Source organism: Acidovorax sp. LjRoot66, assembly GCF_964253305.1.
Lineage (GTDB): Bacteria > Pseudomonadota > Gammaproteobacteria > Burkholderiales > Burkholderiaceae_C > Acidovorax.
The window spans coordinates 194,169-208,998 of record NZ_CAXUQU020000002.1; the positions used below are offsets into that span (position 1 = coordinate 194,169).

The 14,830-nt window shown below is 57.4% G+C and carries 18 protein-coding genes; 8 read left to right on the plus strand and 10 right to left on the minus strand.

From position 1 onward, the window contains the following. Nucleotides 1-1,067: 1,067 nt before the first annotated feature. Together istA and istB are read left to right on the plus strand one after the other, a co-directional pair. Nucleotides 1,068-2,597, plus strand: a complete 1,530-nt coding sequence (istA, locus tag ACSQ3Y_RS33200; RefSeq protein WP_436178337.1) for an IS21 family transposase — start codon at nt 1,068-1,070, stop codon at nt 2,595-2,597. Beyond that, the gene (gene istB / locus ACSQ3Y_RS33205) at nt 2,590-3,330 is read left to right on the plus strand and encodes an IS21-like element helper ATPase IstB (RefSeq protein WP_436178338.1); all 741 of its coding nucleotides are present in this window, start codon (nt 2,590-2,592) and stop codon (nt 3,328-3,330) included. The genes istA and istB overlap by 8 nt, the downstream gene beginning before the upstream one ends. Before the next feature lie 171 nt (nt 3,331-3,501). Here istB and ACSQ3Y_RS33210 read toward each other — a convergent pair whose 3' ends face one another. Then, on the minus strand, nt 3,502-4,005 hold the full coding sequence (locus ACSQ3Y_RS33210) for a helix-turn-helix domain-containing protein (protein WP_436178339.1): 504 nt from the start codon (nt 4,003-4,005) through the stop codon (nt 3,502-3,504). A gap of 5 nt (nt 4,006-4,010) precedes the next feature. Here ACSQ3Y_RS33210 and ACSQ3Y_RS33215 point away from each other — a divergent pair, with 5 nt between their 5' ends. Then, a complete protein-coding gene (locus ACSQ3Y_RS33215; RefSeq protein WP_436178340.1) occupies nt 4,011-4,553 on the plus strand; it encodes a hypothetical protein in 543 nt (180 codons plus the stop codon). Here ACSQ3Y_RS33215 and ACSQ3Y_RS33220 read toward each other — a convergent pair. Continuing rightward, nucleotides 4,536-4,874 (minus strand): helix-turn-helix domain-containing protein, encoded by a 339-nt coding sequence (locus ACSQ3Y_RS33220; RefSeq protein WP_436178341.1) that lies wholly within the window; start codon nt 4,872-4,874, stop codon nt 4,536-4,538. The two genes, ACSQ3Y_RS33215 and ACSQ3Y_RS33220, sit on opposite strands and share 18 nt — an antisense overlap. Nucleotides 4,875-5,029: 155 nt before the next feature. Here ACSQ3Y_RS33220 and ACSQ3Y_RS33225 point away from each other — a divergent pair, with 155 nt between their 5' ends. Continuing rightward, on the plus strand, nt 5,030-5,413 hold the full coding sequence (locus ACSQ3Y_RS33225; RefSeq protein ID WP_436178342.1) for a hypothetical protein: 384 nt from the start codon (nt 5,030-5,032) through the stop codon (nt 5,411-5,413). Between the two features lie 180 nt (nt 5,414-5,593). Next, the gene (locus ACSQ3Y_RS33230; RefSeq protein ID WP_436180135.1) at nt 5,594-6,037 is read left to right on the plus strand and encodes an HAD domain-containing protein; all 444 of its coding nucleotides are present in this window, start codon (nt 5,594-5,596) and stop codon (nt 6,035-6,037) included. 29 nt (nt 6,038-6,066) lie between these two features. Here the strand turns inward: ACSQ3Y_RS33230 and ACSQ3Y_RS33235 are convergent, their stop codons facing one another. Next, nucleotides 6,067-6,357 (minus strand): H-NS histone family protein, encoded by a 291-nt coding sequence (locus ACSQ3Y_RS33235; RefSeq protein ID WP_436178343.1) that lies wholly within the window; start codon nt 6,355-6,357, stop codon nt 6,067-6,069. Between the two features lie 175 nt (nt 6,358-6,532). On the opposite strand from ACSQ3Y_RS33235, the gene ACSQ3Y_RS33240 reads away from it, so the two are divergent. After that, nucleotides 6,533-7,300 carry a metallophosphoesterase gene (locus ACSQ3Y_RS33240; RefSeq protein ID WP_436178344.1) on the plus strand — a complete coding sequence of 256 codons (768 nt, stop codon included), beginning with the start codon at nt 6,533-6,535 and terminating at the stop codon, nt 7,298-7,300. A gap of 143 nt (nt 7,301-7,443) precedes the next feature. Continuing rightward, nucleotides 7,444-7,827 carry a hypothetical protein gene (locus ACSQ3Y_RS33245; RefSeq protein WP_436178345.1) on the plus strand — a complete coding sequence of 128 codons (384 nt, stop codon included), beginning with the start codon at nt 7,444-7,446 and terminating at the stop codon, nt 7,825-7,827. 428 nt (nt 7,828-8,255) lie between these two features. Here the strand turns inward: ACSQ3Y_RS33245 and ACSQ3Y_RS33250 are convergent, their stop codons facing one another. Both ACSQ3Y_RS33250 and ACSQ3Y_RS33255 read right to left on the minus strand, forming a co-directional pair. Next, nucleotides 8,256-9,605 (minus strand): IS110 family transposase, encoded by a 1,350-nt coding sequence (locus ACSQ3Y_RS33250; protein ID WP_436180136.1) that lies wholly within the window; start codon nt 9,603-9,605, stop codon nt 8,256-8,258. Between the two features lie 1,093 nt (nt 9,606-10,698). Continuing rightward, nucleotides 10,699-11,013, minus strand: coding sequence for a hypothetical protein (locus tag ACSQ3Y_RS33255; RefSeq protein WP_436178346.1), 315 nt, complete (start codon nt 11,011-11,013; stop codon nt 10,699-10,701). A gap of 256 nt (nt 11,014-11,269) precedes the next feature. Between ACSQ3Y_RS33255 and ACSQ3Y_RS33260 the strand changes: the two genes are divergently transcribed. Continuing rightward, nucleotides 11,270-11,674 carry a DUF3892 domain-containing protein gene (locus ACSQ3Y_RS33260; RefSeq protein ID WP_436178347.1) on the plus strand — a complete coding sequence of 135 codons (405 nt, stop codon included), beginning with the start codon at nt 11,270-11,272 and terminating at the stop codon, nt 11,672-11,674. A gap of 106 nt (nt 11,675-11,780) precedes the next feature. Here the strand turns inward: ACSQ3Y_RS33260 and ACSQ3Y_RS33265 are convergent, their stop codons facing one another. From ACSQ3Y_RS33265 to ACSQ3Y_RS33285, 5 genes are all read right to left on the minus strand, one after another. Then, nucleotides 11,781-11,948 (minus strand): hypothetical protein, encoded by a 168-nt coding sequence (locus ACSQ3Y_RS33265; RefSeq protein ID WP_436178348.1) that lies wholly within the window; start codon nt 11,946-11,948, stop codon nt 11,781-11,783. A 430-nt stretch (nt 11,949-12,378) separates the two neighbouring features. Continuing rightward, nucleotides 12,379-12,822: a hypothetical protein gene (locus ACSQ3Y_RS33270; RefSeq protein ID WP_436178349.1), complete on the minus strand. Its 444-nt coding sequence runs from the start codon at nt 12,820-12,822 to the stop codon at nt 12,379-12,381. 93 nt (nt 12,823-12,915) lie between these two features. After that, nucleotides 12,916-13,299: a hypothetical protein gene (locus ACSQ3Y_RS33275; RefSeq protein WP_436178350.1), complete on the minus strand. Its 384-nt coding sequence runs from the start codon at nt 13,297-13,299 to the stop codon at nt 12,916-12,918. Nucleotides 13,300-13,488: 189 nt separating this feature from the next. Beyond that, nucleotides 13,489-13,623 (minus strand): hypothetical protein, encoded by a 135-nt coding sequence (locus ACSQ3Y_RS33280; RefSeq protein WP_436178351.1) that lies wholly within the window; start codon nt 13,621-13,623, stop codon nt 13,489-13,491. A gap of 306 nt (nt 13,624-13,929) precedes the next feature. Beyond that, complete coding sequence (locus tag ACSQ3Y_RS33285; RefSeq protein ID WP_145698840.1) at nt 13,930-14,670, minus strand: SDR family oxidoreductase; 741 nt, start codon at nt 14,668-14,670, stop codon at nt 13,930-13,932. Between the last annotated feature and the right edge of the window lie 160 nt (nt 14,671-14,830).

The window sequence follows — 14,830 nt, forward strand, 5'->3', positions numbered from 1 at the left end:
AAAGCCTTGGCGCACCAGCGCTGGACAGGGTGATTGGCACCAGTGGCAGCGCCAAAGCGGTGCAGGCATGCTGATCCGGGTGTTGGCGGTGGTGCTCAGTGCAATGGAATCCGGGGCGATAGGACTGCATGGTGGTGGGGCCTGTGAATCGGGCGAGATTGCCGGAGGTGATTCGTTGGCTGCCAGTACATCACTGACATGGAGGACCTGGGAACCCTGATGCGTCACTATCTTTGCTGCGGCTGCGCGGTGCTTGCGCCACTGGTGCGTGCGCGCTGCATGCTTGCGTCGCCCGATGCGGCTTTGCTGGTAGCGCTTGCCAGCCTCGCGTTGGCGGCTTCGACGGGTGATATTTGCGCAGCCGTTGGCGCAGTAGCGCTGACCACGGTCGCAGTGGCTACACACCAGGACTTGGGCCTGGCATCGTGCGCATAGGAACAGTCTGCCGGTCTGATCGTGCAAGACACCTCCGGCAGCACCCCAGTTATGGCCGGATTATGGAGCGCGGCCGTCCTGGTGGCCCGCGGGCCACCAGGATGGAATCAAGTGATGGATTGTCGAGGCGGGATCAAAACCGCGCTCAAAAGCCAGAAAAGTGCGCTTCTGGACAGCCATTCACACGGCGCAACCGTGGGCGGTGACACCCTCTCCAAAGCGCTGGGCTACCCGTCCCAGGGCGCGTTTCGGAAGGCATATCAACGGGGGCGCCTTCCAGTGACCACTTTCGAGCTGAGTGGGCGCAGGGGGCGGTTTGCCGCATCGGCAGATATTGCACGCTGGCTTTGGTGCCAGCGGGCGGCACCAGCCAAGCCTCGCCACAAAAATGAAGGGGGGTGCGCCTTGGGTCCCTAGCCGAACCTGACCACAAAGCTGACTACCAGGCGCAAAAATGAAAACGCCCCAGGAGTGTTGCGAACTCGAGGGGCGTTAGGGTCTTACGACATTTCTCAGACGTAATTCTCCATCGGCTACCCAGCCGATGTCAAGCCGCGCGCTCGCCTGCTTGAGTTTGCGATCCGCTGGAGCTTCAGCAGCTCCCTGGGCGGCGGATCGCCTATGGAGAAAACGTGAACACAATTCACACGAGGATCCGGCTCCTTCTGAATTCATCTTCAGGAAACCGGGAGATGGGCCGAGAGCTGGGCATCAGCTACAACACGGTGCGAAGGTACAGGGAACTCATCAAAGAGCACGGAATCGACCTGGCAAACCTGGAGTCCCTGAACGAAACCCAGCTTCGCCTGAAGTTCAATCGACAGGGCCATCGAGGGCAGTTCAAACGGGTGCCCGACTGGTCCTATGTCCATCGCGAACTGCAACGCAAGGGCGTTACCCGCACCTTGCTGTGGGTCGAATACAAGGAAGAAGACCCTGCCTCAGCATACGAGCTCAGCAGGTTCAACGAGTTGTATGTGGAATGGGCCGGGAAGCTGCCACTGTCCATGCGGCAACAGTACGAGCCCGGCGAGCGGGGCTGGGCCGATTTCTCGGGTACCACAATGTACTGGGTAGATCCGACGACAGGCGAGAGCCACCACACTGAAATCTTCATTGGTTCGGCCGGTGTCGGCGGCCTCCTGTTTGCACTTGGTGTGCCATCGCAGAAGCAGGAGCACTGGATCCACGCGCATTGCGAATGGTATGAGGCCCTGGGTGGCGTCCCCCGAATCACGGTTCCGGACAACCTCAAATCGGCCGTGCAAAAAGCCGGATCTGACCCAGTACTGAACCCGGCGTACGCGGATATGGCAGAACACTACGGGACTGTCATCTTGCCGGCACGGGCCCGCAAGCCCAAAGACAAGGCGGTGGTGGAAGGCGGCGTGCTGTTGTTCTTGCGGTGGGGCATCGCAAGGCTGCGCAACCGACTCTTCCATTCGGAGGCAGAGCTGAACGGAGCCATCAAAGAATGCGTTCGTATCATCAATGACCGGGTCATGCGGGGATACCAGCAGAGCCGTCGCGAACGCTTCGAGTCAATCGACCGGCCTGCGTTGTTGCCCCTTCCCGCTCGATACGAGTTTGGTGACTGGGTAGGGCCGCTGCGCGTGCCGCTGGACTATCACATCGCTGTCAAAGGCCACTTCTACTCGGTTCCGTATCGGCTCGTGCACCAATCAGTCACCGCTCGCTGCACACCAACCGTTGTCGAAATTCTGCATGGTCGCAACCGCGTCGCTTCGCATGTCCGGTCCGACGCGTTGGGTCGCAAATCGACTCATCGCGCGCACATGCCAGAACATCATCTGGCGTGGGCCGATCACACACCAGAGCGATACAAAGATTGGGCCCAACGTGTAGGCCCGGGTGCACTGTCAGTCGTCGAGCGTCTTCTGGCAGATGCGCGCCATCCGGCTGCGGCACTCAATGCATGTGGCACCTTGCAAAAGCTTGAGCGCAAATACACGGCCGAGCGTTTTGAGCTGGCGTGCGGCAAGGCGCTCTCAATCCATTCGCCAACTGTGAAGAGCATCCGCTCTCTGCTCCAGCACCAACTGGAGGGCAAAGCCGAGACTTTGCCAACAAGCAACGACATGCCCGTCCATACCAATGTCCGTGGCGCAGGCTACTACCAACAAGGCAACCAGAATGCGTAACCCGACCCGTCAAGCACTACTCACCCTGCGCATGCCAGGCATGGCCCAGGCGTATGACGACCAACTGAACAACCCGGCAACGCACTCTCTCGGCTTCGACGACCGGTTGGGACTGCTCGTCGATGCGGAACTTGCCCAGAGGGAAAGCCGTCGCCTTGCAAAGCTGCTCAAGGGCGCCAAGCTCAAGGCGGCAAACGCGTTTCCGGAAGACATCGACTTTTCTGCCAAGCGAGGCATTGATAAACGACAAGTCATTGACCTGCTCACGTGCCAATGGATTCAGCGTGGGCAGCACGTCGTCATCACGGGCCCCACTGGCACGGGAAAAACGTGGTTGGGCTGCGCGTTGGGGCGAGAGGCCGCGCGCAAGGGATACGGAGTTCTCTACTGCCGTCTGCCCCGGCTTCTGGAGGAACTTGAGGTCGCTCACGCAGATGGAAGCTTGCCCGCCGTGCGCACACGGCTTGCCAAGCAGCAGTTGCTGATTCTTGACGACTGGGGCGTTGCTCCCATCGGGGCGCGTGGGAGGCAGGACCTGCTGGAAGTTATCGACGATCGGGTCCCGGGAAAGTCAGTCCTCATCACATCACAGTTGCCGACCAAGACCTGGCACGACTTCTTGGGAGAGCCAACGATCGCGGACGCCATCTTGGACCGTGTTCTGCATAACAAGCACACGATTGAGCTCAAGGGGGACTCGATGCGCCGCATGACTCCTGATGCTGCACCCTGATCACGGTTATCACCCTTCTTGGATGCGCAACCGCACCTCTTGATCACTTCACCGATGTGTGTATTGCAGAGCCAGGGCATGCCCCCGGCTCTGTCTGTGCAAGGCTGGCCCACCCGGTCTGTTGAGTTAGGTAGGTCACTGCTTGGCATCATGCAGTGCCTCACCTGCGAGCTACCAAAAACCTCGACGATTGACGCCGCTAAGCAAGAGGGTGAGTTGCAGCAGTCCTTCGGTGTCAAGGGGGCCGGCCGCCGCGTCTCGCCTTGCCAACGCTCCGATATCCATCGACCGCTCCTGCGCTCTGCGCAGCACTTGATCGACTAGGCGGGTGCGAGGAATCAGAACATATCGGACCTCGCAGTCCAGCCCGTCTGCAAGCCTGGCCAAGGTCTTGAGGCTGATGGTGCCGTCGGCTTCTGCGCGCTCAAGCTGGCGAACGCCCTGAGGGGACATCGATGTGCGTTCGCCCAAAGCGAGCGAGCTCATCCCCATCGCCAAGCGCAAAGTTTTCACCCATCCAGAGCGCGGCGTTTCGATTCCACCGAGGCTCCCAGCCGCATGCAGTTGCCTGTCTATCTCGGCCAGGCGATGGATGTTCAAGTGAGCGTTCACAGCAAAGCGTATGTGATGGTTCTTCGACAACTGATCGGTTTCCTTTTTGGGGAGTTGCAGCAACCGCCGTGTTTCCTTTTCAGCAAACGCTGGTCGTTTTCGATCATCTCCTGACCAAGTTCAGCTATCTTCGCACTCAGCAACCGATGGGACAAAGTTGTCTCATAAAATTTTATACGAATATTATGTTATTTATTGAGCGCACTGAGATAGGGAATTTTGGCCATGCAGATGTAACCTCCATATTCAAGAAGAGCGGCTGGAGGGGACTTCTGCCAAATGCCTTGTCCGATTCACAGCTGTTGTGCACTGCTCGGGGTCTGCGCTCACTGCTTTACAGCGACCGATGGGAGGAAGAGCACCACCTTGCAAGCCCAGTTATGCAGATGGCAATCCTGTTGCTTATAAGTTGCAGCCAGGAAGTCGATGCCATCGAGGACACCCAGCAGTTCGGCCTATCCACCCTTCAGCAAGCGATGGCAATGCTCAGCTTGAACGTAGACCGGGAGATCGTAAGCAGGGTGTTGGGAGAGCAAAGCGATGAGACGGTGGAGGCCCTCACAGAGGTGCTCCGCGTGCTGGCCAAACAAGATCTATTCGAGCCCGCTTGACCGCGGTTGGCCATGCCGTTTTTCGTCCACCAGCTCGATGAGATCAGACTTGATGGTCTCAAACAGTTGGGTCACCGACGCGGCGCTGGAGTCTTGACAGTACGCAAGCACGATGAGGGTCAGAGGGTGAATTCTCAGCCCTTCTGCCAAGCTGTCGATAGTCCGAAAGGATGGAACTTGCGACCCTTGCTCAATCCTTCCAACAGATCGACGACTTGAGCTGGGTATTAGATCTTCCTGGGTGACGCCACGAACCTCACGGAGCTGCTGCAAGGCACGGCCGAAATCAACTTTTGAGTAAATCTTCTTTTTGGACGACATTGACCCGATTGGGGCGTCATGCGACAAGTTTGACCACGCCAAACTTGTCGCATCAACATTTATTCAATAAATAAAAATAATCTAACCAATCGAGAAATAAAAATATGCTACCACCAAACATAAAAGTAGCGGATTCGTTCAGTGGAGAGGATCTAATGAAGATCCTCGAAACGGATGGGTGGGAGGCAATACTGCCCAAAGGCCTGCCAGACCATCAATTGGTGCGCCTGGCGGATCAGTTGCGCGGCTTTCTTTGGGATGAAGGAGAACTTAACCCTGACGAGAAAACCAGTGCAGCGATTGCGCTGGCGTTGTTGCTTTTGGCCAAGGTCGACCCATCCTCTCTGCCGTACAACGAATCGCTCCCATGGGGAGGAAAAGAAGAACTTCTGCGAAATATTTTAATGACGCTGCACGTGGCGGCTAACCAAGAGATCATTTATCGCTTGCTGAGACGTCAAAGTGATGCGGCATCTTTGTCAGTGCTGACAGGCATCAATGCAGAAATGAATTTCACTTGCGCATCACCAACGATTTAAATTAGCGAAACTCAATAGGATTGAAAGTTCATTCAAACATAGGACAGGAATGCTCACGACACATTACATCACTGCAATCGCCAGCCATAGCAACGGAAGCGTTCCTAGAACGCTTCGTTGATGCTTGCGTGAAATAATAATCTCAAACAGGTCGTATTTCAGCAAATAAGCTTACCCGTCCTGTTTCTTGATTTTGACGGCGTGCTTCATCCTGAATTTTGCCATGCTTCTAGACATTTTGAATGCGAGGCATGTTTTTCGTCTGCAATTGACGGGCTCGATCTGGAGATCGTGGTGAGTAGCACTTGGCGCCATGACAGAGATTTGAAAGAAATCAAGGCGTTGCTGTCAGACGCCATTTCTGAGAGAGTGGTGGGAATGACACCGCGATATTCCCAGTTGCTTGAAGTGCCAAGCACGCTCGCCTTATACGAAAGGCAGGCGGAATGTGCGGCTTGGCTGTCTGTCAACCGACCTGTTTACGCTTCATGGGTCGCCGTCGACGATCGGTCTTGGCTTTACAGGCCATTCTGTCCAAACCTGGTTCTCGTCGACGGTGCGCGTGGATTTGATGAGCGCTCGTCGCAATTGTTGCGAGCGAGGTTGAATGAACTATCTAGGTAGAGGTGCTGTGGAGTAGCACCTCCGTCAGGTCAATTGATTTCAAACTGGGCGCGGTCCTTGCCCGCGATCCACAAGGGCGCCTTGCCGCGACCGGTCCAGGTCGAACCCGTGCTTGGGTCCCGGTATTTCGGAGCCACAGTGGAGCCTTTCGATGCGCTCTTGGCCCGGCCGGAGGGGAACACATCAGATGCGGTGAGGCCAAATTCTTTGACCAAGCTGTGGATCGTGGAAAGTGCTTCGCTCATCTCAGACTTGCGGGCAGCTTCGATCTGGGCTTCGAGGTTTTGTTTTTGAGCGAGAAGGTCTTTGTAGCTTGGCATGTTGTTTTTAAAAAAAGAAGTAGTTAGATTTTCCAGTCACGGATTTTGGCGACTGCTCACGAGTTGTTCTGTAGGTGGAATTCGCATGTGCTGCGAAAGTCTCTCCCTCAGCCATTAATTATGCAGTGCTGTCGCTTTCCAGCCGAGTACGTAATAACATCAACGCACCCCCTTCATGAAAATTCTCGTTCTCTCAGATCTCCACGTCGAGTTCTCACCCTTCAGCCCAGATCCTGAATCAGCGGCATCTGCCGACGTTGTAGTGCTAGCCGGGGATATTCACTTGGGCGATTCAGCGGCATCGTGGACTCGAAGTACCTTTCCCGACAAGCCTATCGTGCTGATCGCCGGCAACCATGAGTTCTACCACGGTCATTGGGAGCGGACACTCGACAGGATTCGCGAGTCCGCACGTTCGCATGACGTGCACTTCCTGGAAAACGACGCTATCGAGATTGAGGGTGTGCGCTTTTTGGGCGCGACCCTATGGACAGACTTTGAATACTTCGGCGCAGATCTCCGCAGGGCCTCCATGCGGGAAGCACAAGGCTTCGTCGCCGACTACCGTCTCATCGAAGGGTGCACGCCCCAGGCCACCGTTGATCGCCATGTAGCCAGCCGCGCCTGGTTGCAACGCGAGTTGGAAGAGCCTGGCATCGCAGCACCCCGGGTGGTAGTGACCCACCATTACCCACGCAAGGAATCTACGCCTGCGCGGTACCGCAATGATCTGGCCACCGGGGCCTTTGGCTCGGGGCTGCCTGATCAACTGGTCGGAAGTGCGCATCTCTGGATCCACGGGCACACCCATACCTCGTTCGACTATCAGGTAGCAGGGTGCCGCATTGTCTGCAATCCCCGGGGCTATCCGTTGGGTAAGGGATCGACAGAGTATGAGAACCCGGACTTCGATGTCGGCTTGATCATCAACCTGGGGAACTGAGCGCCATGCACGCAATGACTTCGGAGGCTTTCCCCTTGAACACGGGTGGCAAGCTCGTCGCGGCCTCGGGCGAAAGCTGGACTGACCTCATCAGGGGCGCTCAGTTTCCATGCTGCGCTGCCTGCGGGAGCTGAGGTGTCTTCATGGTTTGGTTTTTCTTTGGCAACGACCGTCCAGCGCCTGATGTTCAATCACAACCGCATGTGCAGCTGTACCACTGGCGGATAGTGCAGCGCGGCAACGGAGCACTGCACATCACCGCACAATTGGCTTCAGGGTCATTCAGGCTGACCTCCGTGCTGATCGCGATCGACTTGCAACGAGCCCTGATTAGTACAGAATCCGGCCGCAGTTATCACCTATGCACACCTCCGGAGGCGGATGAATTCTTGCGCGCCGCGATGGTAGCCAGCGCTATGAGGGATCTGCTGTTCCTGTCTGGAGATGTGAGCGACATTATCTGGAGCGCGATATTGACCGGCACGTGGTCTGCTCAAGAAGGCTGCTTGCTGCCGCAGTTTCAGTAGTAGTTCTGGGGCTGCAGACTGGCCTGAAGCAGGAGCCGTCCGGGGGCTAAAATGATGGCAAGACGGTCTGAGAGCGAGTGATGATATGGACCTGCTGCCTGGTATCGGTCAGGTCCTGCACACCAGCAGGGGCAACAGAATCTCGTATGGGTCTTTCGCTGGGCGGATCCCGAGAAGGGCCTTTGGGCCCTTTTTCGTTGGCGCATTGCCTGTGCATGCTTCAGGGGTCTTGCGACAAGGCCTCCACCAGTCGATATTGAATCTGCGCGTCCGCAGCTGAGGCATCTGCTCTTGGGCTCACTGCCCATTGGGAGCACTGAACGACCATTCCCCTCGATTCAGACATCGCCAAGCATGAAAGCCGAAAAGCTGTTCCGATGATCTGCTCTCAAGAAACAACAGATAACCAGTTGATTTTCCTGAGGTTTTTAAACAGTACTGTCGCCCGGTACGAGCTGCATTCCCATGACCTTGGCCTTTTGGGCGAGGTTGTGCAACACCCTTTGGCGATAACGCTCCTCAAAGTACTCTTGCCCTTGGTCGGTGTACTCCTGCCCATGGGTGAGCATGGCGTAGATCAACCGCGCTAGCTTGTGGGCAGCAGCAGTGACGGCTTTGGGCTTGTCCATGCGCGCGCACATGCGTCGGTAATACGCTCCCAGCGCCGATTGGCTCGAACGCAAGGATGCTGCCGCCAGGCGCAGCGCCTGGGCCGCACGGTTGGCGCAGCGTTTGGTCTTTCCACTCATGACCTTGCCCCCGGTGATCCTGGTGCCGGGACACAATCCCAGCCAGGAGGCAAAGTGCTTGTCGCTGGGGAATTTGCCCATGTCCGCGCCCACCTCGGACACCACCACCAGCGCTGTGGTCACGTCTATGCCGTCAATGCGCGTGAGATCCACGCCGCACATCTGAAACAGCTGCGTGCGCAGATCAAACTTCGGCGCATTGCGGGCACGCCCACGTGCGCGCTTGCTGCCTGCTGCTGGCTCGTCATCACGAACATGCAGCGCTTGCAACTGCGCCTGAATCTGCGCGTCGCACTCAGCCAGTTGGGTGGCGCAGAAATCAAACGCGTCCAACGCCTGCTTGAGGGCAAACAGGTGTTCGGCCCGCCAGCTTCCCTGCAAGCTCTTGGCGATCTCGTCTTCGCTGGCATGGATGCGCGCGCTCTTGAGCTTGGCCAGGGCCATCCCATTGCGTTCACCGGCGAGGATGGCGCGCAGAATTCTTTGCCCAGTCTGGCCCACCACGTCGGAGATGACGTTGGCCAACTGGATGTTCATCTGGGCCAGCGCCTTTTGCATGTGCTGCACCAGGCGCCCCTGGCTGCGCAGCAGCATCATGCGTTGGCGGTTCAGGCAGCGCAGCACACAGACCTGTTCGGCCGGGCGGAAGGCGCCATGCAGCAGCCCAAAGCTCATGAGCTGCTGCAGCCACTGGCAGTCCAGCACATCGCTTTTACGTCCCGAGACGTTCTTGACGTGGCGGGCGTTGACCAGCAGCACGGTAAAGCCGCGAGATTCAAGCAGCTCGTACAACGGTATCCAGTAAACACCCGTGGACTCCATGGCCACGGTATCCACGTTGCAGGCGTCAAGCCAGTCGACCAGGCGGTTGAGATCGGCCGTGAAGCTGGCGAACTCGCGCACAGGTTCGTCATCGCGGTCAGGCGGCACGGCCACGAAGTGCGAGGCACTGCCGATGTCGATACCGGCTGCGTTGGGGTGTGTCAGGGTGATGGCCGACTGTGTGGTGGGCCGCTTGCGTTGTGCCATGGCATCCTCCATCATGAGAAGTGGAACGTGGCACCGACTCGGGTACGTCGTCTTGATCACTCTCTCAAACGGGATGTCTGGGCCAAGCCAAAAAGCCTGGCACAGGCTCACCAATGTCGATGACGCAGCCCATGACCACGCTGGCTCGCGGGCAATGTGCACCATTGCTACATCGGTCTTCGTCGGCGCCGCGTTCCACCTTGCCACACCCAGCAGGCCAACGCCACTTGTTTCTTCGGTACGGTTTGCGGCGCGGACGGGCCGATTACTTCGCTGGCTTTTCTCGGCATAGACGCGCCGCCAAAGACCAGAGTGCTTGTAACTGAAATCCTGCAGCAAGCGCGCTACGGCGTTTAAGAGCTCATCGTCGTTTCTGGCGACAAGGAGATCTCCTCTCGGATTGAGGATCTTTGACACGTCCATCGCGACGACCCCTCGATGATCTGACCCCGCCTCAGCCTCGAATGTGTCCTGAAGCTGTGAGCAGGCCTTGCGCAGGTTGCCCTCCAGTGTCAGTTCTGAGGTCACACGTTTGCACTCGACCCAAATCTTGCGCCCTTCGATCTTGATGCCGGTATCGCTACGTGCATTCAATATGGCCTCCACGTTGCGCGCCGGCCGGTGGGCCATGGCGGCTACACTGGCCTCGAACAGGAAATTGCGTGCGGCTGTTGATTTTGGGGTTTCACTCGCCACATCGATGGGGCCGTTGACTGCCTTTTTCAGCTTGTCGATCACGGAGGTCAACTCCCGCGATGGCACATTCTGCAGGGCCTCATGGATTCGTGTGAACTCTACGATTTCAAACAGGGAGCTGACGAAGTCTGGAAACGCCTTGTTCGCTTCCTCGATGGAGGCGGTGCGGTAGGCATCCTTCCAGTAGCCCATGACCTTTTCATAGCGGGACGTGCGTCCGGTTTGGAGATTGATCCCCAGGCTAGTCATCCACGTCATCGCTGCCAGGAAATCCTGGTAGATACTTGCATATGAACTCGTGGGAATCATCTGGGGGTGGGTGCAGACACCAGGTAAATCGGCAGGTTGGGCCGGAGCAGAGTGATGAAAACCAGCTGAGACCCCTGCATCTCCCGCTTTATGCGAAGACCGTGCGCAAGCCGTAGCGCTGGGCATCTTCTCGCGATGGCCACCAGCTCAGAATGGTGCCCGCATCGCCACTGGCAATCTCGATCCCGTCATCCGTTTCGACGCGCGTGAACTCGGGGAAGTCCAAGACGAACTCCTCTCCGTCAACGTCGATGACGGCCTTCAAGCCGGTCCAGCCGAATTCATTGCAGCCATTGTTGTCGCCGAGATCGATCAAACCGACCACGCGCCCGAACGGGTTCGGGGACAAAAATTCACCAGGGGCATTCAGGTGTTGTGCCTCGCCCGATGCATAGATTCTCATTGGCCATCCTCCATGGATATACGCGTTGCCAGTCCGCCTCGTCCTCGCATTGCCGGACCACAAGGCCTTGTCGAAACCACTGATTTTATCAACAGGTTTCACATTCTGTAAATTTAGTCAACGCTACCTATGGTGTTTTGGAGAATGACGACACACCATATATAGTCCCCGGCAGGCAAGACCTGCAGATCGTGATGTTCCTGTGTTCGAGTTGCCTTTCTTCGCTAACGCGTGCCCTCAGGGCGGAAAGGCTTTCATGTCATTGGCTCCCAGCATCGAAATCAGCTTCATCAAGAAGAACCCTCGCTACGACCCATTTCGTCCTATCTTGTACGTGGGTGGGCACTGGCCATCCACGTGGCATATGGAGATGCGCAGTGCCGCTCAACTGCAATGGGATGGGGGCGTCCAGTTTTACGTGCAAAGCGGCTTGCGGCGTGTGAATGTCATCGCCAAGTACGGACCTTCAGGGCTGCTGCATCTGCGCACGGAGCCAGATGGCACCCGCTCCAACAATTTGCTGAACCTGCCCGAGTTCCCGTTTCTGTACGGATTGAGCCTCCCGGATGTCCTGGATACAGGGGCAGGACTGCTGTCCTCCCCCACAGGGCTTGCTGGCCGTGGCCTGATTGCCGAGGCCATGTATCGCGGATTCAAGTGAAACCGCCGAGGCATCTCTCCGGGGCACCCGGAGAGACCCTCAGCTTGTGCCCCGGCTCTTGTTCGCCAGGCGCATTCGCGGCGAGTACAAGAGTTTAGGACCCCTGTCAGTTCGTCAAAGTCTGCGCGCCAACGGTCTTGATCGCCTGAACGACCTTGTTGACGGCCTCGCTGGACCCTGGGCGGCTGATGATGAACAGAGTCTGTTCAATCTTGCCCTCGTGGGGCACCACGGTCACCCCGGCGCGCTGGTTTGCCGGCGTTGCAGAGCTCATGCGTATTTCGGTCGCTGATGGACTGCGGGGACGAACTGAGTTGGACAGCTGGAACGGCCGGAGCTGGGCACTCAGTTCGGCTCTCGTGGTAATTTCCAAATCGCGGACGTGAGCATCTGCTCAGCTTTGTCGAGTCGCCTTCTTGGGTGATACAACGCGCTGGAGCGACCAGCCAGACTTCCGCCACCAAGAGCGGCCATTCGGGAAGCGAAAGTCGACGACGGCTTGAGGCTGGTTGCAGTCATACGCTGACCGCAAAGGAATGAGTACTATCGGCCAGGAGCAGCCAGTCACCGCAAATGAAAGCGGATGTTCAACGTTTGAGCTGAGAGGCCAACGCCTTCCAGGCGTTGGCCCGCTAGACGGATGATGGACCAGACCGGTTGGCGGGCCAAGCGGCTTTCCGATGGCGGTCCGCTCCGACAAAGGGTTAGGCCTCACACGCCCGGGGAAAAGCTGAGGCCCAGGCGTGATAAGCCTCTCGATTTAGGCCCGCGGACTCTGCAATGAGGCGCTCTGCATAACGAAAGCCAACTTTCTTGGCAATAGCGAGCATCTCCTCGTCTGGCAGTTCATCTTCGTACAACTCGATGAACAGCTGAGCCAGCGCTGCCTGAAATGACCGGTAGCTGAACCAATCTGTCTTAGGGTCTTCTATGGAGCACCTTCGGTACGTGGCCGAGCTTTGATCGAAGTACGTCAGCACAGTGCCGCACTCCCACAGCGGAACAATACTGCGCTGCGCGATTGGAGATGAACGCCAGTGTTGCGCTGGCTGAACCCTAAACCCGAGCGGAGACGAAGGCTCGTATACACGCAAATGCTGAAGGATGCCTTCGGAGATACCGAGGTCACGCAGCACTATTTCGTTCATGAGGCTTAACGTGGAAGTAAGCGGACGCCGGAGCGCGAAACGCGGAGGGAACCACAAGCACAGCTTGTAGCGGTCCGCTTGACTGTAGGGAGGTTAGCGTTCAAGTGGGACCTCCAGGAACGGGAAGGTTGGAAGAAACCTTTCTTTGATTGCCGGAGACTCTATCAGTGCATTGAACGCAACATCAATCGCTGGACCATCAGCCTGGGGGCGCCCACGTAAGTATGCGATGCCGCAGATTGCTTGATCCTCTTTTTCTGATGTTTCTTCCGATGGGGTGAACCCAATAACCCGAAAGATGTGAAAACGCGCTTCGTCGAAGTACAGCAGATCCAGCATGTAGTCCGGATAACCCTCTCGCGTTGCAATCATGTGCTCGGCCCACCTGTTGAGCTCTTCGCTGTCGATGGCATCACAGAAGTAACACGCTACGACAAATCCGATCAGCGATGAATCCTCTTGAGTAAGTCCGTGCATGGCTTTAGGGGTGAACGCTAACGAATGAATTTAGACCGCAAAACCTGCGGGATGAGCAGGACCGTGCGGGATATTCTGGACACTGTTTTCCCCTGTAGGCGGCTTGCTGCATAGCTTTGCGAGAGATGGCCTGTTCAGATATCCAGGCATAAAAAATCAATGAAATCCGGCACGCGTTAAGCCAGCAAACTATAGCTTGCCGTATGCAGACACCGGGATTTCCAGCGGCAGCGTGCAGCAAATTAACGGCAGCTTTCGGGTGGCACTCCCGCAAGACAGCTTGTCCCTCGCGTGCAGCCGTCGGATCTTGCCAATCATGTCCATGGTGATCACTCCTTGCACACCGCCGCTTAAAAACAGCAGGGTAGGTTGAACACCTGGCTCGCTTTTACTTCGGCACTACTTGAAAAGTGGCTCAAATTCCGGTCGGCGCCAACAATTGCCAGAAAAGACCGGGATCGAAGACGGCTGCTTTCACAACCGCTTCACCCCGTGACCAAAAGCAGCTTGAGGATCTGTCGGGGAATATCTTGGCGATGGCAAAGTCAAGAAGCGGCGCACGTTCATCGCTACTACGCCGTCCGAACGAGCGAGAAGATCGCTCGCTGCAACAACGCGATGAGGCCAAATTTATGCGTTGGCTGCGCCGTCCACCGTAAGTTCCGCTCCGTTGATCGACCTAGCCTGCGGACTGGCAACAAAGGCATACAGAGCGGCCAACTCGTCGGGGTCCGCGTAACGCGGAATCGCCATGCGCTGCAACTGGAACTGCGCATGCTCGCCGTCCGCAGGATTCATGTCCGTGTCGGTTGAGCCCGGGTGGATGACGTTGACGGTGATACTGCGGGAGCCGAGGTCGCGTGCCAGGCCCTTGGTGAGGCCGATCAATGCGGCTTTGCTTGCCGCATACAAGGTCATTCCGCCTCCCGGCACACGAGTCGCCAGGTTGCTGCCTGTGTTGATGATTCGGCCACCATCGCTCATGTAGGCGAGCGCCGCTTGCGTGGCGACGACGACCGCGCGCAGGTTGACTGAAAGGGTCTCGTCAATATCCGCGAGGCTGGCGGATTCGATGGAGCCCGTGCGGAAGATCCCGGCGTTGTTGACCAGGATGTCGAGCCCGCCGAGTTCTGCCGCAGCGCGATCGACCGCTGCTTTCACTGAAGTCGGGTCGGCTGCGCTCATCGGAACCGTGACCGCATTGCGTCCGGTGCTACGAATCGCCTTGGCAATCACATCCGCTGCCGCGGCGGACTTCTCGTAGCCAATTGCGACATCGGCACCTTCAGACGCAAGGCGACGCGCGACCGCAGCTCCGATTCCGCGGCTTGCGCCAGTGACAAAAGCGCGTTTTCCAAGAAGTGTGTTCATGATTGCAAGTCCATTGATGTATCGAACGGTGCTTAATATTGGCGAGCAGCCGAGTTGGGTCGTGCACAGACGCAATCCGGCCCGACCCGCGGGCCGGAACTCGATGCCGAGATTCCCGATGGAGGCTGGCCCCGCGGCTGAAGCCCAGGATGCTGAAAGA